At 57.2% G+C, this 16995-nt stretch carries 19 protein-coding genes; 6 read left to right on the top strand and 13 right to left on the bottom strand.

Annotation, left to right across the window (positions count from 1 at the left end; all coding sequences use genetic code 11):
* Positions 1-40 precede the first annotated feature (40 nt).
* From ACR0I7_RS02345 to ACR0I7_RS02335, 3 genes are all read right to left on the bottom strand, one after another.
* Positions 41-433: a DUF2147 domain-containing protein gene (locus ACR0I7_RS02345; protein ID WP_480508039.1), complete on the bottom strand. Its 393-nt coding sequence runs from the start codon at positions 431-433 to the stop codon at positions 41-43.
* 43 nt (positions 434-476) lie between these two features.
* The gene (locus ACR0I7_RS02340) at positions 477-2282 is read right to left on the bottom strand and encodes an ABCB family ABC transporter ATP-binding protein/permease (protein WP_480508037.1); all 1806 of its coding nucleotides are present in this window, start codon (positions 2280-2282) and stop codon (positions 477-479) included.
* A 75-nt stretch (positions 2283-2357) separates the two neighbouring features.
* The gene (locus ACR0I7_RS02335; RefSeq protein ID WP_480508035.1) at positions 2358-3737 is read right to left on the bottom strand and encodes a LysM peptidoglycan-binding domain-containing protein; all 1380 of its coding nucleotides are present in this window, start codon (positions 3735-3737) and stop codon (positions 2358-2360) included.
* A 125-nt stretch (positions 3738-3862) separates the two neighbouring features.
* Here ACR0I7_RS02335 and ACR0I7_RS02330 point away from each other — a divergent pair, with 125 nt between their 5' ends.
* On the top strand, positions 3863-4414 hold the full coding sequence (locus ACR0I7_RS02330) for an LOG family protein (RefSeq protein ID WP_480508033.1): 552 nt from the start codon (positions 3863-3865) through the stop codon (positions 4412-4414).
* Between the two features lie 46 nt (positions 4415-4460).
* Here the strand turns inward: ACR0I7_RS02330 and ACR0I7_RS02325 are convergent, their stop codons facing one another.
* From ACR0I7_RS02325 to ACR0I7_RS02315, 3 genes are all read right to left on the bottom strand, one after another.
* Positions 4461-4919 (bottom strand): host attachment family protein, encoded by a 459-nt coding sequence (locus tag ACR0I7_RS02325; RefSeq protein ID WP_480508031.1) that lies wholly within the window; start codon positions 4917-4919, stop codon positions 4461-4463.
* Positions 4920-5138: 219 nt separating this feature from the next.
* Positions 5139-5984, bottom strand: a complete 846-nt coding sequence (locus ACR0I7_RS02320) for a metallophosphoesterase (protein WP_480508029.1) — start codon at positions 5982-5984, stop codon at positions 5139-5141.
* A gap of 40 nt (positions 5985-6024) precedes the next feature.
* Complete coding sequence (locus ACR0I7_RS02315) at positions 6025-6624, bottom strand: superoxide dismutase (RefSeq protein ID WP_480508027.1); 600 nt, start codon at positions 6622-6624, stop codon at positions 6025-6027.
* A 101-nt stretch (positions 6625-6725) separates the two neighbouring features.
* Here ACR0I7_RS02315 and ACR0I7_RS02310 point away from each other — a divergent pair, with 101 nt between their 5' ends.
* Together ACR0I7_RS02310 and ACR0I7_RS02305 are read left to right on the top strand one after the other, a co-directional pair.
* Entirely contained in the window at positions 6726-7490 is a 765-nt protein-coding gene (locus ACR0I7_RS02310) for an FkbM family methyltransferase (RefSeq protein WP_480508025.1), read from the top strand.
* On the top strand, positions 7487-7978 hold the full coding sequence (locus ACR0I7_RS02305) for a hypothetical protein (protein WP_480508023.1): 492 nt from the start codon (positions 7487-7489) through the stop codon (positions 7976-7978). Before ACR0I7_RS02310 ends, ACR0I7_RS02305 begins: the two co-directional genes overlap by 4 nt.
* A 67-nt stretch (positions 7979-8045) precedes the next feature.
* Here the strand turns inward: ACR0I7_RS02305 and ACR0I7_RS02300 are convergent, their stop codons facing one another.
* The 6 genes from ACR0I7_RS02300 to ACR0I7_RS02275 form a co-directional block, all read right to left on the bottom strand.
* Positions 8046-8471 carry a hypothetical protein gene (locus ACR0I7_RS02300; protein WP_480508021.1) on the bottom strand — a complete coding sequence of 142 codons (426 nt, stop codon included), beginning with the start codon at positions 8469-8471 and terminating at the stop codon, positions 8046-8048.
* Between the two features lie 17 nt (positions 8472-8488).
* Positions 8489-8965: a hypothetical protein gene (locus ACR0I7_RS02295; protein WP_480508019.1), complete on the bottom strand. Its 477-nt coding sequence runs from the start codon at positions 8963-8965 to the stop codon at positions 8489-8491.
* An 11-nt stretch (positions 8966-8976) separates the two neighbouring features.
* Positions 8977-9450: a hypothetical protein gene (locus ACR0I7_RS02290; RefSeq protein ID WP_480508017.1), complete on the bottom strand. Its 474-nt coding sequence runs from the start codon at positions 9448-9450 to the stop codon at positions 8977-8979.
* A 269-nt stretch (positions 9451-9719) separates the two neighbouring features.
* A complete protein-coding gene (locus ACR0I7_RS02285; RefSeq protein ID WP_480508015.1) occupies positions 9720-10286 on the bottom strand; it encodes a sarcosine oxidase subunit gamma in 567 nt (188 codons plus the stop codon).
* Positions 10279-13293, bottom strand: coding sequence for a sarcosine oxidase subunit alpha family protein (locus tag ACR0I7_RS02280; RefSeq protein WP_480508013.1), 3015 nt, complete (start codon positions 13291-13293; stop codon positions 10279-10281). Before ACR0I7_RS02280 ends, ACR0I7_RS02285 begins: the two co-directional genes overlap by 8 nt.
* Before the next feature lie 43 nt (positions 13294-13336).
* Positions 13337-13666 carry a sarcosine oxidase subunit delta gene (locus tag ACR0I7_RS02275; protein WP_480508011.1) on the bottom strand — a complete coding sequence of 110 codons (330 nt, stop codon included), beginning with the start codon at positions 13664-13666 and terminating at the stop codon, positions 13337-13339.
* A gap of 50 nt (positions 13667-13716) precedes the next feature.
* On the opposite strand from ACR0I7_RS02275, the gene ACR0I7_RS02270 reads away from it, so the two are divergent.
* Entirely contained in the window at positions 13717-13878 is a 162-nt protein-coding gene (locus tag ACR0I7_RS02270; protein WP_480508009.1) for a hypothetical protein, read from the top strand.
* A gap of 2 nt (positions 13879-13880) precedes the next feature.
* Here the strand turns inward: ACR0I7_RS02270 and ACR0I7_RS02265 are convergent, their stop codons facing one another.
* Positions 13881-15125, bottom strand: a complete 1245-nt coding sequence (locus ACR0I7_RS02265) for a sarcosine oxidase subunit beta family protein (protein ID WP_480508007.1) — start codon at positions 15123-15125, stop codon at positions 13881-13883.
* Positions 15126-15303: 178 nt separating this feature from the next.
* Between ACR0I7_RS02265 and ccmI the strand changes: the two genes are divergently transcribed.
* Positions 15304-16524 carry a c-type cytochrome biogenesis protein CcmI gene (gene ccmI, locus ACR0I7_RS02260; protein ID WP_480508005.1) on the top strand — a complete coding sequence of 407 codons (1221 nt, stop codon included), beginning with the start codon at positions 15304-15306 and terminating at the stop codon, positions 16522-16524.
* On the top strand, positions 16521-16985 hold the full coding sequence (gene ruvX, locus ACR0I7_RS02255) for a Holliday junction resolvase RuvX (RefSeq protein WP_480508003.1): 465 nt from the start codon (positions 16521-16523) through the stop codon (positions 16983-16985). Before ccmI ends, ruvX begins: the two co-directional genes overlap by 4 nt.
* The last annotated feature ends 10 nt before the right edge of the window (positions 16986-16995 follow it).

Here is a 16995-nt window from a genome sequence, read left to right as displayed (position 1 = left end):
TTTTTATATACAGACACCTCACTGCCCCCGAAACGCGCATTCAGGGGTTCAGCCGGGTCCAGGTCTGATGTCCGCAGACCACATGCTCGCACCCACGCACGCTGAGCGAATTGTCCGACAACTGCATCTGCGGCACGACATCGACATTGATCATTGGAATCCAAAACTCACCGCCGCCGTATTTGCCGCCGCCTTCGCTGGCAACATCCCAGAACAGTTGCTTGCCGACATTTGGCGTCTGCACCTCTTTGCCCGACGCATCATAAACGGACGCCACGCTGCCGCAGAATTTCGCACCACAGGATGAAATCTGGATATGTGAGATCAGGTTCTTGCGATCCGGTTCGGTCTTCCAGAGGCCCGTGATCGGGTCAGCCAGAGCCATTGCCGGCGCACTTGCCGCCAATAACGCCATCACTAGGTATGTCTTCATTGCCGCGTCCTCCTGGGTATTGCTAAGGCTACCATAGCTCAGGTCAGGCTGCCTGAGTATCCGACTGCTGACGATTCCACAGCTGGGCATAGCGACCGGCGCGCGCCAGCAACTCGTCATGGGTTCCTTGCTCGATGATCTCGCCGCTTTCAAGAACAACAATGCGGTCAGCTTCGGCGATCGTACTCAGCCGGTGCGCAATCGTGATCACGGTGCGGCCTTCCCCGGCATGGGCCAGCGCATCCTTGATGTCCTGCTCGGTATCGGTGTCCAACGCCGAGGTCGCCTCGTCCAGCAACAGGATCGGAGGGTTCTTCAGCAAAGTCCGCGCGATCCCCACGCGTTGCTTTTCTCCTCCCGACAGCTTCAATCCGCGTTCGCCGACCGTGGTGTCATACCCATCCGGCAGGCCCGTTATGAAGTCATGGATCTGCGCTGCTTTTGCGGCGGCTTCGACATCGTCCTGCGTGGCGTTGGCCCGGCCATAAGCGATGTTGTAGCGGATCGTATCGTTGAACAGAACGGTGTCCTGCGGCACGACACCAATCGCAGCATGCAGGCTGGTTTGCGTCACGTCACGAACATCCTGCCCGTCAATTTTCAGCGCACCTCCGGTGACGTCATAAAAGCGGAAGAGCAACCGCCCAATGGTGGATTTTCCAGACCCGGTTGCTCCGACAATAGCCACAGTCTGCCCCGCACCGGCCGTCAGAGAGACTCCCTTCAGAATGTCGCGGTCTGCATCATATCCGAAATGAACATCCTCAAGCGTCACCTCGCCGCCATTCACTGCAAGATCAGCGGCCTCAGGTTTGTCGGTGACCTCAGCGGGCTGTTCGAGCAATTGGAACATCTGCCCCATATCGACAAGCGACTGGCGGATCTCGCGATACACGGTTCCCAGAAAGTTCAACGGTACGGTGATCTGGATCATATAGGCATTCACCATCACGAAATCCCCCACCGTCAGCGTGCCGTTTTGCACGCCAATCGCTGCCAGAACCATCACCCCGATCAGGCCACAGGTGATCAGAAACGATTGCCCAAAATTCAGGAACGCAAGCGAATATGCTGTCTTCAAAGCCGCCCGAGCATAGGCCTTCATTGACACGTCATACCGTTCGGCTTCGCGGTCTTCCGCATTGAAATATTTGACGGTTTCAAAGTTCAGTAGACTGTCGATGGCCCTCTGATTAGCCTCGGTATCCTGATCATTCATCTCGCGCCGCAACTTGACGCGCCATTCCGTCACCGCAAAGGTGAACCAGATATAGAGCGCGATAGTGGCAGCGACGACAACAAGATACCAGATGTCGAACAGCCACATCAGGATGATCGCAACCAGCAAAAGCTCAAGGATCAAAGGGCCGATTGAAAACAGCAGGAAACGCAGCAGGAATTCAACACCTTTGACGCCGCGCTCGATAATCCGGCTCAGCCCACCAGTGCGGCGGGTGATGTGATAGCGCATCGAGAGCTGGTGAATATGCCGAAACGTCTCAAGCGCCAGCGCCCGCAGCGCGCGCTGACTGACCGGTGCAAATAGCGCGTCGCGCAACTGCTGAAAGCCGACCGTCATCAAACGCGCCACACCATAGGCGACGGTCAACCCAACTGCGCCCAGCGCCAGTGGTGGCACACCCTCACCCGCGAGCCCGTCAACCGCGCCTTTATAAAGGATCGGCGTATAAACCGCGATCACCTTGGCCAGCACCAGCATGGCCATCGCGAAGACAACGCGGCGCTTGACCCAAGCCTCATCCTTTGGCCAGAGGTAGGGGGCAACTTTGCGAATGGTCAGCCAGCCTGAACGGCGCTCATCCATTTCCGGCGGGGTCTTTGAATTCATAGATTGGCGTCTCGTCACGTGGCTGATCTGTGACCAGAGATAGCGTCTGACCCCGCAAAGGGCCAGAGCCAGAGCTTATTCAGGGATCGTAAACACCTGACCGGGATAGATCAGATCTGGGTTCCGGATCAGCTTCCGGTTCGCGTCGAACAGCTTTACGTAAAAAACCCCGTCGCCAAAACGTTCGCGCGAGATCGCCCAGAGAGTATCTCCCTTCTGAACGGTCACGGACCGGATGGACGGCGTAGGCTGAGGGCTCTCGCCGTTTGCGGGCTCGGCCTCTGCAATCTGCAGAACCTCAACAGGCTCACGTTTAAATGGCGTCTCCAGACGGCTTAGTACGGTACCGTCGGTATCCACCTCATCGACGCGCAGCGTGTAGACTCCCGGTTCGATCCCGTCGATGTCCCCACGCCATGTGCCGTCGTCATCAGGCTTAAAATCGGCAACCAGGCGATTGTTCAGATACAGACGCACCGCAGCGCCGTCTTTGACGCGCCCTGTCAGTTGAACGTCCCCGGTGTCAGAATACCCGATTGTGTCCAGCGCGATCTGTTCCGGCTCGTCGGGTTGCGCAGACGGAAGCTGAACCAGTTCCACGCCCTCTTCACCCGAACGCAAAACCGCAACTTGCTGGTCATCTGATGCGTCTACTTCGGTTTCCGGCTCACTAACAGGAGGCACTTCCTGATCCGCGGCGGCCACAGTCTGGGTACCTTCCTCCGCAGCCTCGGTACCGAGACCATCGGTGGCAGCGGTTTCGGTGTCGCCTGCGCCCTCTGCGCTTGCAACTTGTTCTTCCGGTTCGGCTGGCGCGGGTTCCGGCAAGGCTGCAATCAGATAATCGTCAGAGCGCGCAGACTGCGCACCATTTGCATCCGCAAGTACAAGGCCGCGTGCCTGATCACTGAACGGGATGGTCACAAATTCCGCAAATTGTCCATCAGTGCCCACCGTAAAGGAATGAACGCGCTCGCCATCCAGCAAGACATCAAGCTGGCTGCCAGGTTCGGCATTGCCTGACAAAAGCGCGTTGCCATCTTTTTCCACAAAAATCTGATCAAGGACCGGCGGCAGGGCCGTTACAGTTGCCTCTTCAACCGGTTCGGGCTCTTCCGTCTGCCCGTCAACCGGTGCATCGGCGGCCTGCTCAGTTGGTTCGAGTGCCCCATCGTTGTCAGCCTGTTCGGCGGGTGCATCTGGCTCTGCCTCTTCCATCGGCTCTACCGCTGCGACCTCTGGCTCGGCAACATCTGGCGTAACATCCGATGTCTCCTGCGTCACCTCGACCTCAGGTGCCGGGGCCGTTTCTTTCGCAACCGGTTCACCTGTTTCGGGATTGCCCCCCAGCATTCCTGACAAGTACAACCCGCTCACACCAAACAGCGCTATAAGGCCAGCGATCATCCCCCAGATGAAGGTGCCCGATCTTCCGTTTCCCGACTTGGCGTCCATTTTATTCCTTTCACTCCGCGGTAGAAGTGCTTTGAGTTAAAAGCATTCCGGCGGACAGTTGAGCCAATCTAGCAATCCCGCTATCAGGGGTCAAAACATCGACACAAGCCCGGAGAGCCACTTTCATGTCCCAGAAATCCGTCTGTGTGTATTGCGGGTCACGAAATGGCGAAAATCCCGCCTATTCACAGGCCGCACAGCAATTAGGTCAGCTGCTGGCACAGGAAGGCTGGCGGTTGGTCTATGGCGCAGGTGACGTTGGCTTGATGGGCGAGGTTGCCCGTGCTGCCCAGGTTGCTGGCGGAGATACCTTCGGCGTCATCCCGGTGCATCTGCTGCGACGCGAGGTTGGCAAGACTGATCTCACCCATTTCGTCATCACCGAAACAATGCACGAGCGCAAAAAGGTCATGATCATGAACGCCGATGCCGTGGTTGTGCTGCCCGGCGGGCCCGGATCGCTGGACGAACTGTTCGAGGCCCTGACATGGCGGCAGTTGGGTCTGCATGACAAACCCATCCTGATTGTCAACGTAAACGGCTATTGGGATGCCCTGCGCACACTGTTGGATCAGGTGATCTCGCAAGGTTTTGCAGATGCATCACTTGCGGAATTTGTAACGTGGGTTGAGGACGCAGAAACCGCCATCTCAGAATTGCGCGGATCACTGACTTAATCAGACGAAGGGGCGGCAATTGCCGCCCGCTGTTTTTGAAACTCAGTCAGACAGCAGCCCGCAAGCGGTTGGTCAGCAGTTTTTCTACCTTATGCAAAGGATGATTGGTCAAGGTTTTATCCACCTCGGCCACAACTTTGGATAGAACGTCGCCGTGCAAGCGACGGCGCAACAATCCCAAAACCTGTGGACTGGCAACCAGAACCAGACGCTTGTAAGCACCTTTCAGACCCTTGCGATTCAGCAAGTTAGCAACGTCTTGCACAAACAGAGTCTTTGCATGAGTTTTCCATGTAGCTTCTTCAACGGCGGATTTTTGGTTTGGTCCGCCATCAAAGCGCCGCCCTGCCCGATCCGAGGGTTTTGATACCCCGGCCCCTTGCGTATGTTCTTCAACAGAAACGACCACCAGATTGGGGTCTTCGGCATCAGTTATGTTCTCCATAACCAGCGCTTTTTCTCCGTCTGCAATGATAACCCATGTGCCCTGTGCAAGTGCGACCATATCGATCTCCTGTTGCGGTTGTTGTGGTTATCCCCCGACCACCGGGCATAGCTTTCGCGCATCACGCCAAAGCAAATTCAGCGCGCGACCCGTATTATACCAATTGATTGGCGGAGCTCTCCCCTCCGCATTCTCTAGCTATGCACTGCGACGCCCGGTGCAATAGCCGGTGATATAAAACTCGTTGCATAGGCAGATTTTCACCTGCGGCTTATGACGTCAGGCCGAGATGTCGATCACCGTGATTTCAGGCGCCACGCCAAATCGCACTGGTAGGATAGAACACCCGATACCACCGGAAACCACCAGATCGCGCCCGTTTTCGCGGACATGGCCGTAAGCATAGCGATTGCCAAAGCGGGACGGTACAATCGGTGACCAGCCAAACAAACGGACCTGGCCACCATGCGTATGCCCCGAAAGGGTCAAAGCAACCCGTTCTGGAATCTTCGGGAAGATATCCGGTTCATGCGCCATCATTATTACCGGTGCGTCATCGGTGATCTGCGCGAGAGTGCCGGGCAAATCGTCGAGCCCCTGAAACCGCCCGCCCCCCAACACAAGCGCAAGCTGATCCTCGAGACCAGCCAGCCAGATGCCGGGCACCTCAAGCTTGATCGCGGTATTCGATAAAACAGATATCCCGACACGCTTCAGCTCTTCGGCATACAGATTGGGTCCGGAACCGCGTTTCTGCGCGCTCAGATCATCCCACCAATCATGATTGCCGAGCACTGAAAACACACCATACTGCGCCTCTAGGCCAGCCAGCACCGGTGCCAACTCAGCGATTTTTACAGGGGACGAGACCATTTTGTGGCCCGCAGCAAAATCGCCCAGCAATAGCGCGAGATCAGGGGAAACTGCATTGGTACGCCTTACGATCTGCTCAATTCGATCCAGACCAACATGCGGCTCGCCCACATGCAGATCAGATAATACGGCGATACGCAGTGGCGGCGCGGTCCAGTCTGCTCGCCTCAGTCGCCATTTGCGAACGCGCAAGCGCAGCGCGGGCTCGACAAAGAACCCGTAGGCGGCAGCAAAAAGGCCTGCCAGCATCATCGCTAGCAGGCCCTTTATGAACCCTCTTCGGGTCAATGAATCACATCCGCGATGCGACGTTTTCCCAGTTCACCAGATTGTCGAGAAAATTCGACAGGTAAGCCGGACGCTTGTTGCGGAAGTCGATGTAATACGAGTGCTCCCATACGTCACAACCCAGCAGAGCCGTCTGACCAAAGCACAGCGGATTCACGCCGTTCTCGGTCTTGGTGACGGCCAGCGAACCGTCCGCGTTCTTGACCAGCCATGCCCAGCCCGAACCGAACTGACCGGCACCAGCGGCGCTGAACTGCGACTTGAACTCGTCAACCGAGCCAAAGCTTTCGGTCAGAGCTTTTTCCAGCTCACCGGGCATGGCGTTGCCGCCGGGGCCCATCATTTCCCAGAACTGGTTGTGGTTCCACAGCTGGCTGATGTTGTTGAAGATGCCGTTTTGCGCCACGGCATTAGCGTCATAGGTGCCGACGATGATCTCTTCCAGCGACTTGCCGTCCCACTCGGTGCCTGCGATCAGCTTGTTGCCGTTATCGACATAGGCTTTGTGGTGCAGATCGTGGTGATATTCCAACGTTTCCGTAGACATGCCCTTGGCTGCCAGTGCGTCATGTGCGTAAGGAAGATCAGGAAGTTCAAAAGCCATGTCGGCCCCCTGTTAAAAATGTAAGTTGCGGTTCCCAAGGTTAAATGCTTTGACCGGGGCCGCAGGTCAAGAGCCGAGACAAGAAAACCCGGAGGTCCGCGATGCTGACGCAGGCGCGCAAGATGTTCTACCGCGCCCGCGGATACTTTGCAGGGAACCTGAATGGCGAACCGTTCCGTCTGGACCCCTACCATTCCAAGTTCTGGAGCAAAGCCTCAGCAGGTGCATGGGAACCCCAGACTTTCTCGGTTCTGGACAAATACCTATCGCCTGACAGCGACTATCTGGATGTCGGTGCATGGATCGGCCCGACCGTCCTTTACGGTGCCCGCCGCGCGCGCCATGTTTGGTGTTTTGAGCCGGACCCAACCGCGTTTCGCCATCTGGCCTGGAATCTAGATCTCAATGACATCCGCAACGTCTCGGCCTTTGGCGTGGCCCTGTCTGATCAGTTCGGCGTCGCGCGCATGGCGTCGGTACGCGGCGAGCGCGGGGACTCGACCAGCTCACTGCTGCATGACGGAACACATGGCAGCGACGCGCTGACAATCAAATGGGACCAGTTCGAGGCAGCAAACGACCTGTCACGGGTTTCGCTCGTCAAGATGGATATCGAGGGGGCCGAATACTCAGTTTTACCAACCCTGCTACCCTGGTTGAAACAACAGCGCCCGACGCTTTTTCTGTCGCTGCATGCACCGCTTCTTTCCGATCAGGAAAGGTTCGATCGCACCAAAAAGCTCTTGGATCAGCTGGATTTTTATCCAAAAATCACAGATGAGAACCTGCGTTCGCTGGACCCAAAGCAGCTGCTCGACACCGAAGCCATGACACAGTTCAAAACAGTGTTGCTGCCCGGATTTTGATCGCAAGAAAATTCCCTCAGGTCGTGCTTTCCCTCTTGCATTTTCTCGGTTTGGTTGATGAATTTCGGCCGTCTCATTATTGGAAAGTTGAACAAATGAAATATCTTGCAGTTGTCTTTGGAGCCTTATTTCTTGCCCAAAGCGCGAGCGCCGACACTGTGACATATGTCTGCAACATGACCAAACAGGACGCGCATGGGTGGATCGCACCTGAATATGTATTTCAGGTTGATGACACCCAAGGCTCGGCAATGGCATCAAGCTCGCATCATGATTGGGAACAAGCCAAGTTTAAAAACCGGGGCGCAAAGGGGTACCGAATGGTCTGGAACGTTGACGCAACTATGTCGGCGGGCGGCAACGTTCGCGTGCGCTATCAGGCGAATCTGAAAGCGTCCGATGGTTCAGTCACGGTTCGGATGGCGTTCCTCACAGGGAATTTTCTAAACAAACCCTATGGTGTCGGCACCTGCCAGATCGCTTCTTAAACGAATGCCCCGGCCAGGCCGGGGCATCTCATTTGTCTTTAATTCTCAGCCTCTTGCATTCGCATCGTCACGATCCGAACAACGAGTCCCCCCGCGACACAGTGCAGGGCCCTGATCCTCTGGGTCGGTTGGTCGCATTCACCTGCGGAAATCTTGCCAAAAGATTCAGCTTCTTTGTTTGAGGGTTCAGTGTGGCCGTGTAGCTTACATAGGCGGTTCCGCCCTGACTCATCGGAATTTTCATCTTCCACGTCATTCTGTATTCGCCCTTACGTGTTGTTTTGAATGACACGTCTTTGGGGCGTTCTTCCAGGTTATGAATATAGAAATCATAAGCCCTGGCACGTTTGTTTTCTGCATCTACGCTGAGGATCACCTTTTCGGAAATCCACCCCTCTTCGAGATTATGCAAGTCGCAATCATAGGTCAGGATTTCCGACTGCGCGGCTGTACCAGTGAACATCATCAACAGCGCTGTGACCGTTTTTTTCATAGATAGTTACTCCGAACTTAGTTCTTCGGCGCCGCAATTTCCGTGCAACGCCCTTTGGCAAACCCGTCTCGAGGCAGATAGGCGCTGAGCGAGGTGGACCTCGCGATCGCCTTCATCGTTTTTCTGTCCAAAAAGACGGAGAACTCCTGGTCATGCAGATCTAGCGCATCGATACGCGATTCATTGGATGCATAGCTTCGACCAGATTCGGAAAAAACGTAGTTGTTTCCGACCCATGCGATCGACAGTCGTCGTGGAGTGTCGCTTTTGACTCGCCCCGTACCTTTGTTGGTATCAATTTCCGGAATTTCTATTTCGTGCAATCGTACTGATCGGCCAAATTGATCCACTGAGAACACTATCCGGCTTGGAGTAGGCTTGTTCACCAGACCCTTTCCAAACGTGCATTCAAAGCTCTCAGAATAAGTATCGGCGCCAGCTGCAACCGGAGCAAGCAGAAGACCCAAGACCAACGCAACCCACTTTTTTCTCATATTTGCACCCTTTATTTTTGAGGCGGACTTATAGGCGCACAACGCCCCTTCGCATTCCCATCCAGCGCAGCATGGCCGGTTGAGTTCGTGCGCGTGACCGCTGTCATGGTTGTGCGATCCAAAAAGACAGAAAATTCTTGGCGCCGTAGATCAAGAATCTTTTTGCGGGTATCACCTGGCCTCGTGCTCCTACCCGTTTCTGGAAAAGTATAGGCGTCTCCAAGCCACGAAATTGACAGGACGCGGAACGTATTTCTTGTTATCGACGCTGCTCGTTTGGTGGTTTCGATGCCCGGGATTTCAACGTCGTGCAATAGAGCCCACTGCTCGTTTTCATCGATGGAAAAAAGCATCCGAGTTGGCGTTGGACGGTTGGTCACGCCGTCCGAGAAACTGCATTCGAACGTCTCGCTGTATGTTTGAGCGATCACCGGAAGACTAAGCGGGTAAAGGGCAATCAGCCAAACTGGAATACTATACTTCATATTTTTTTGACAGCTGCGCGCTCACTCAAAAAGTCATAAACCGGGCTGGTCAACAGCCCATAGGAAACTGGTTGCTCCAGGCGATTTGGTCAGCCTTCTGCACTAGGCCCTATACACACGGGCATTAGGACAGCAATGCCTTTAGCGATAGCTGACCGCCTCAAATTATACCTCAGGGCGTATCACTCAATGAGGTGCCGCATCAAGACTAAATAGCAACTTTGGAGATGTAAAATTGCAACATTTCAATTCGTTAGTGAGAATCGAAATTAGTATATACCTATTCGGCTCCCCGGCTGTGCGGCCATTTTGAGCAGCTTGAAAACATAGTCCGCTGCCGACCGGAAACAGACAACCCGGAAGGTTTCTGCGTCATCCATCCAGAACGCACCAGCCACCTGCGCCAGACGTGAGCGGCGGATTTCTGCGGGCTGGAACACCTCTGGCGACAGATCGACCGGCGCCAGCTTTCCCAACACCTCGCGCGCAATCGCGCCTGAAATGCGGAACACTGCCCGGGCATCTGATACGTTGACCGCCAACGCATGCACTCCGCTCAGCGCGTTGGTCATGGCCGCCAACTTAGCCTCGACCTCGGCATAGGGCACCAGTACCAGCAACTCGTCCGGCGACATCCAGCACACGCCGGTATCTCCGCTAACCAGCGCCTGACGCTGACCGGGGACTTTCTGTCCGGTTGCGTCTTTGACAGCCCTCGCCAGCACCTTGTCGGACAGATCACCGCGCAGGGTGATCATGCCTTGCAGGCCGCATTCTTCGACCCTGGCAATCCCGTCGTAGCTGATATGGTTCAATGCGCTGATCGGCTCAGACATTCTGTTTCTCCCCGTCTTTGTCGTAGAAGACCGGGTCCACGATCTTGGCCTTATAGGTTTTGTCATCCGTGCCCGGGAGTTCGACAATCTCGCCCATCCGGTCGGGACCATGCTTGATCAGCCCCATGGCGATGCCCTTGCCCAGATTGGCCGAGTAATAGGTCGAGGTGACGCGCCCGATGACGTTGCGCTGACCGTTGGCGTTCACGCCCTCACCCACAGCATAGGCACCGTCTGGGATGACGGAACCATCCACAGTCTCAAGACCCACCAGTTTCCAGCGCTCGGGGTCAGCCATATGGCTGCGTTCATGAGCGCGTTTTCCCAGATAGTCCTCTTTCTTTTTCGACAGGGCCCAGTGCAGCCCCAGATCCTGCGGAATGACCGTTCCGTCGGTCTCATCCCCGATCATGATAAAGCCCTTCTCAGCCCGCAGAATGTGCAGGCATTCGGTGCCGTATGGCATCACGCCGAAATCTTTGCCCGCCGCCATCAGGGCATCCCAGAACGCCTGCCCCTGCGATGCAGGGACCGCGATCTCATAGGACAGCTCCCCCGAGAACGAGATGCGGTAGGCACGGCAGTCGAACGCGCCAAGCTTGCCGTCCCGCCATTCCATGAAAGGCAGTGCCTCTTTCGAGACATCCATACCGCCCAGCTTCTCCAGCACCTTACGGGCATTGGGGCCGACCACCGCAACCTGAGCGTATTGCTCGGTCACGTTTGCGACGTAGACCTTCCAGTCCCACCATTCGGTCTGCAGCCATTCTTCCATGTGGCCATGAATGCGCTCGGCTCCGCCGGTGGTTGTGTGGCACAGCCATGTATCCTCATCGATGCGGGCGACGACGCCGTCGTCGATCAGGAACCCATTTTCCGAACACATCAGGCCATAACGGCATTTGCCGACCTTCAGCGTGGACATCATGTTGGTGTACATCATGTCCAGAAACTTGCCCGCATCAGGCCCCTTGACGATCAGTTTGCCCAGCGTCGAAGCATCCAGAAGGCCAAGGTTTTCGCGGGTGTTCTTTACCTCACGATTGACCGCATCATGAACGGATTCACCGGGGCGCACATAAGCGTAGGTTCGACGCCAATGACCGACCGGCTCCCAATCGGCACCGTTTTTGTCGTGCCAGTTATGCATCGGCGTTTGGCGGATCGGCTGGAACACCTCACCGCGCGCCTCGCCACCGATCGCGCCCATGGAAATTGGAGTATAAGGTGGGCGGAACGTGGTTGTACCAACCTTCGGAATCTCGGAGTCCAAAGCATCAGCAAGGATCGCCAATCCATTGATGTTGCTTAATTTCCCCTGATCTGTTGCCATGCCCAACGTGGTGTAACGCTTGGTATGCTCAACGCTTTCATAACCTTCACGCGCGGCCAGCTGAACATCTGACACTTTGACGTCGTTCTGGAAATCCAGCCATGATTTCATGCGCAGCTCAACATCGGCATTGGCGGGCATCAGCCAGACAGCCTGCATCGGAACTTCTTCGGAAACCTCACCCTTGGGCGCGCGGGTGTTCTTTGGTTTGAACCCCGAGGCTTTGGCTGCGGCCTTGCCAGCGGCATGCGCATCGACCAGCACCTCATCCAGCGCCAGCGGTCCGTTCGAAGCGCCGGCGGCCAGCACAAAACCCGCCCCATCCGCGCCCAGGGGCGGGCGCTTGGGGTCGGGGCTGAAATGCGCATGCGCGTCGTCCCAGATCAGTTTGCCTCCGCAATGCGACCACAAATGCACAACCGGTGACCAGCCGCCCGACATGGCGACGGCATCGGCCTCAATCTCGTCGCGGGCACCGCCGATGCCGTCCTGATTGCACAGCTCGATCTTTTTGACCCGCTTGCCCCCCTTGACCTTGGCAATAGCCTTGCCCAGATCAACGCGGATGCCCAGCTGGCGCGCTTCTTCGGCCAGAGGCCCTGCGGCCGCGCGCGCATCGACCACGCGCTGCACATCGACACCAGCCTGTTTCAGAAGGATCGCGGTGCGGTACGCGTCGTCGTTGTTGGTCGCGATAACCACGCGTTCGCCCGGTGTCACGCCCCAGTTCACGACATAGTCGCGCATCGCCGAGGCCAGCATGACACCCGGTACATCATTGCCCGCAAAGGACAGCGGACGCTCGATCGCGCCCGTGGCGGTCACGACCTGTTTGGCGCGGATACGCCATAGGCGATGGCGCGGTCCCTGAATGCCCGGCTTATGGTCGGTCAGACGCTCGTAGCCCAGCACATAGCCGTGGTCATAGACGCCCGCCCCCATGCAGCGTGTGCGCAGGGTTACGTTGTCCATTGTTTCAAGCTCGGAAATCAATTGTTCCACGAACTTATCCACAGGCTCATCGTTGACTGTACCACCGTCTACCGGAGCACGCCCACCCCAATGGGCGGTCTGCTCCATGAGCATAACCTTAGCGCCCGATTGCGCCGCAGCTTTGGCAGCCTGCAGACCTGCAACACCGCCTCCGATCACCAGAACATCCACAAAGAAATAGAAATGTTCATAGGTATCCGCATCGCGCGCCTCTGCGTCCGGCGCTTTGCCCAGACCGGCCGATTGGCGGATGAACGGCTCGTAGACGTGTTTCCAGAACGGTTTCGGATGAATGAAGGTCTTGTAGTAGAACCCGGCTGGCAGAAAACGCGCAAACGCCGTGTTCACGGCACCGATATCGTATTCGAGGCTTGGCCAGTGGTTCTGAGACATAGCGGTCAGGCCATTGAACAGCTCGGTGGTGGTCGCGCGTTGGTTCGGTTCGAACCGGCTGCCCTGCCCAAGTCCAACCAGTGCGTTCGGCTCTTCTGCGCCGCTGGCGACGACGCCGCGCGGGCGGTGATACTTGAACGACCGGCCCACCATCATCTGGTCATTGGCCAACAGGGCCGAGGCGAGCGTGTCACCATCATAGCCCTGCATCGCTGTGCCATTGAAGGTAAAGGTGACCTGTTTCGACCGGTCAATCAGCCGGCCCTGTTTTGCAAGACGGGTGCTCATCGTGCGAACCTTTTGCAATCGGAATTATAGATGGCGGCGCGGATCATTCAAACTCTCTCCAGGTCCAGCCGGGACGCCTGGCGGTGATTGCGCCCTTGATGTCTTGCGGAGGCTCGGTGACCTGCGCCGCATATGTTCCGAACACCTCGAGCGTCTGCGTGCAGCGTGCAGCGTGAAACCACTTGCCGCAGCCATTGGCATGACGCCAGCGTTCGAAATGAACGCCTTTAGGGTTTTCACGCATAAACAGATAGTCGTGGAATTCTTCATCCGATGACCCCGGACCAAAGCGTTTCAGATGCGCCTCGCCGCCAGCGGCCAGTTCGGTTTCTTCGGCATCGACGCCACAATATGGGCATGTCAGGATCAGCATGAGGCTACTCCTCGCTTGAAATCTTTCGACCACACGCCCAGATTGTACGCATGGATATTTTGACCATTGTTTTGACTGTTGTGGGTACGCTTGTCGTCTTTGGGCTGATCGCCCTCTCCATCTTTCGATCCGAAGAGAAAAAGGCGATTAAGCCGGGCTCCACCGCAAGCAAGTGCTCGGGCAGCGCCCACGAAGCGGGTTTCGAGGACTGACATCAGTGTGCCACCCCGGCGGCGACGCTTTCATCAATAAAGCGGCCCTCTTTGAAACGATCAAGGTTGAAGGCTTCGGTCAGCGGAGAATGCCCCGTGGCCATCAGCTGCGCCATGCCCCAGCCAGACCCCGGAATGGCCTTGAAACCGCCGGTTCCCCAACCGCAATTGATAAAGCAATTGCCCAGCGGTGTTTTTGACAGGATGGGTGAGCGGTCGCCGGTCATGTCAACAATCCCACCCCATTGACGCAGCATCTTGAGGCGCGAGATCATCGGGAAGGTCTCGACCAGGGCGCGGACCGTTTCTTCGATATGATGGAATGAACCGCGTTGGGTAAAGTTGTTAAATCCGTCCGTGCCACCGCCAATCACCATCTCACCCTTGTCGGACTGAGACATATAGCCATGCACCGTGTTGGCCATCACGACCACATCCATGCAAGGTTTGATGGGCTCGGACACCAGCGCCTGCAGGGCCAGCGCCTCGACCGGCAGACGGAAGCCCGCCATCTCGGCCAACTGCCCCGAGTGACCAGCCACCACGATCCCAAGCTTGTCGCAGTCGATTGGGCCTTTGGTCGTGTCGATCCCGACGACGCGGCCGTTGTCCTGCCGGACGCCGGTCACTTCACATTGCTGGATAATGTCCATGCCCATGTTGGAACAGGCCCGCGCATAGCCCCAGGCCACGGCGTCGTGGCGGGCGGTTCCGCCGCGGGCTTGCCACAGGGCGCCCAGAACCGGATAGCGGGGACCGTCGATATTGATAATCGGCACCAGCTCTTTCACGCGTTCGGGGCTAATCCATTCGGTCTGCACCCCCTGCAGTGCATTGGCATGGGCCGTGCGCTGATATCCGCGAATCTCGTGCTGGGTCTGGGCAAGCATCATCACGCCGCGCGGGCTGAACATGATGTTATAGTTCAGCTCCTGGCTCAGATCCTCATACAGGCTGCGCGCTTTCTCATAGATCGCCGCTGACGCATCCTGCAGATAGTTCGAACGGATGATGGTGGTGTTGCGACCGGTATTGCCACCACCCAGCCAGCCTTTTTCAATCACCGCCACATTCTGGATGCCATAGTTCTTGCCCAGATAATACGCCGTGGCCAGACCGTGACCGCCCGCGCCTACGATGATGACATCATAGCGTTTCTTGGGTTCAGGCGACCGCCACGCGCGCTCCCACCCCATGTGATAGCGCAGCGCCTCTCTGGCCACAGCAAAGGCTGAATAATGTCTCATATGCGAATCCGTCCGGTCTTCGGTGGTTGGCGCAGATATGCCGTGTAGCGATACAATAGCGCTGCCATACAACGCCGCAATATCGCACTATTGCGACATGCACACCATTCGCGGCCATTTGTCCCTTTTTTTGCCGCGCGCGCAGGTCTAAGTCAGAGCCAATGATTGCGGAGGCACCATGCCATTTACGGTCCTGACGATTCTGACCGCGTTGCTGATTGCAGCGTTACTGGGTTACACGATGCTCCGGGGGCGTCGAAACGGCGAACCGGCGGGCACCTACGACCTGCGCGTCTATCGCGAACAGCTGGCGGGCGTGGACCGCGATCTGGCCCGCGGTGTTATTGCCAAAGCCGATGCCGAGCGCGTTCGCACCGAAATCTCGCGCCGCATTCTGGCCGCTGATGCCCAAATGCAGCAGCGAAACGCAGATGGCGGACCAAGCCGCGCCCTGTCGGTGGGGGCCATTCTGACGGTCGCCGCCGTTCTGATTGGTGGCACGATCTATCTGTATCAGCGCATCGGCGCGGCCGGTTATCCAGATATGCCCCTGTCGGCGCGATTTGAGATGGCGCAGGACTTGCGCGAAAACCGGCTGAGCCAGGCCGAGGCCGAGCAGCAGGTCGAGCCTGTCCAGCCCCCTGCGCTGGATGAAAACTATGCCACGCTGCTCCAACAGCTGCGGGATACGGTCGCTGCACGGCCAGACGATCTGCAAGGGCATATCTTACTGGCCCAGCACGAAACCAATGCCGGGAATTTCAAAGCGGGTTATGGCGCACAGAAACGCGTGATCGAGTTGTCGGGAAATGACGCTCCTGCAGAGGCTTATTCCAGTCTGGCGGAAATGATGATCCTTGCCACCGGCGGCTATGTCTCGCCCGAGGCGGAGGGCGCGCTGCAACAGGCACTGGACCGCAATCCCGACCTTGGACCGGCGCGGTATTATTACGGGCAGATGTTGGCCCAGACCGGACGTCCGGATGTTGCGTATCGCATATGGGTCGAAACCCTGCAGGCAGCACCGACGGGTGCCCCTTGGGCCGAAGCGATCCGGGCGCAGCTGGATGATTTGGCCTTTCGGGCCGGTGTCTTCAACCCGCCTGCAGCCAGCGCACTCGCTGGCCCCAGTCAGGCAGATATGGACGCCGCGGCAGAGCTGACACCGGAAGAACGGCAGGAGATGATCCGCGGCATGGTGAACCAACTGTCGGATCGGCTGTCGACCGAAGGCGGCCCGGTCGAGGATTGGGCGCGCCTGATCGCGGCACTTGGCGTGATGGGCGAAACGGATCGCGCCAGAGGCATCCGGGACGAAGCCGTTGGCGTATTTGCCGACAACGAGGATGCGCTGCAGATCATCGCTGCCGCCGCGCAGCAGGCCGGGCTGTCGCAATGATCCATGACGCCTTCGAAGACTTTGCAGCAGAGCTGTCCCCCACCACCGCCCTGATGGGGCTGGACCTTGGCGAAAAAACCATTGGCGTTGCTGTATCGGACCGGATGCGCAGCGTTGCGAGCCCGCTCGAGACAGTGAGACGGAAGAAATTCACCTTGGACTCTGCCCGCCTTCTGGAGATTGTCGCAGACCGGGAAATCGGGGGCATATTGCTGGGTCTGCCCAAGAACATGGACGGATCCGAAGGCCCCCGCTGTCAATCAACGCGCGCCTTTGCCCGTAACCTGTCGCGCCTGACGCAGCTGCCGATCGGGTTCTGGGACGAACGACTCAGCACGGTTGCGGCAGAAAAGGCACTGCTTGAGGCGGATACGACACGAAAACGTCGCGGACAGGTTATTGATCACGTCGCTGCTGGTTATATCTTGCAAGGGGCGCTGGATCGGCTGCGCTTTCTATAACGGATCGGAA

This window comes from Ruegeria sp. AM1 (assembly GCF_056540745.1).
Note: the sequence above shows the minus strand (reverse complement) of the source record. Positions and strands in the feature narration are given on the sequence as shown.

Coding starts and splice junctions, on each gene's coding strand:
- ACR0I7_RS02345 (WP_480508039.1), bottom strand. CDS start 433: ATGAAGACATACCTAGTGATGGCGTTATTGGCGGCAAGTGCGCCGGCA.
- ACR0I7_RS02340 (WP_480508037.1), bottom strand. CDS start 2,282: ATGAATTCAAAGACCCCGCCGGAAATGGATGAGCGCCGTTCAGGCTGG.
- ACR0I7_RS02335 (WP_480508035.1), bottom strand. CDS start 3,737: ATGGACGCCAAGTCGGGAAACGGAAGATCGGGCACCTTCATCTGGGGG.
- ACR0I7_RS02330 (WP_480508033.1), top strand. CDS start 3,863: ATGTCCCAGAAATCCGTCTGTGTGTATTGCGGGTCACGAAATGGCGAA.
- ACR0I7_RS02325 (WP_480508031.1), bottom strand. CDS start 4,919: ATGGTCGCACTTGCACAGGGCACATGGGTTATCATTGCAGACGGAGAA.
- ACR0I7_RS02320 (WP_480508029.1), bottom strand. CDS start 5,984: ATGATGCTGGCAGGCCTTTTTGCTGCCGCCTACGGGTTCTTTGTCGAG.
- ACR0I7_RS02315 (WP_480508027.1), bottom strand. CDS start 6,624: ATGGCTTTTGAACTTCCTGATCTTCCTTACGCACATGACGCACTGGCA.
- ACR0I7_RS02310 (WP_480508025.1), top strand. CDS start 6,726: ATGCTGACGCAGGCGCGCAAGATGTTCTACCGCGCCCGCGGATACTTT.
- ACR0I7_RS02300 (WP_480508021.1), bottom strand. CDS start 8,471: ATGAAAAAAACGGTCACAGCGCTGTTGATGATGTTCACTGGTACAGCC.
- ACR0I7_RS02295 (WP_480508019.1), bottom strand. CDS start 8,965: ATGAGAAAAAAGTGGGTTGCGTTGGTCTTGGGTCTTCTGCTTGCTCCG.
- ACR0I7_RS02290 (WP_480508017.1), bottom strand. CDS start 9,450: ATGAAGTATAGTATTCCAGTTTGGCTGATTGCCCTTTACCCGCTTAGT.
- ACR0I7_RS02285 (WP_480508015.1), bottom strand. CDS start 10,286: ATGTCTGAGCCGATCAGCGCATTGAACCATATCAGCTACGACGGGATT.
- ACR0I7_RS02280 (WP_480508013.1), bottom strand. CDS start 13,293: ATGAGCACCCGTCTTGCAAAACAGGGCCGGCTGATTGACCGGTCGAAA.
- ACR0I7_RS02275 (WP_480508011.1), bottom strand. CDS start 13,666: ATGCTGATCCTGACATGCCCATATTGTGGCGTCGATGCCGAAGAAACC.
- ACR0I7_RS02270 (WP_480508009.1), top strand. CDS start 13,717: ATGGATATTTTGACCATTGTTTTGACTGTTGTGGGTACGCTTGTCGTC.
- ACR0I7_RS02265 (WP_480508007.1), bottom strand. CDS start 15,125: ATGAGACATTATTCAGCCTTTGCTGTGGCCAGAGAGGCGCTGCGCTAT.
- ccmI (WP_480508005.1), top strand. CDS start 15,304: ATGCCATTTACGGTCCTGACGATTCTGACCGCGTTGCTGATTGCAGCG.
- ruvX (WP_480508003.1), top strand. CDS start 16,521: ATGATCCATGACGCCTTCGAAGACTTTGCAGCAGAGCTGTCCCCCACC.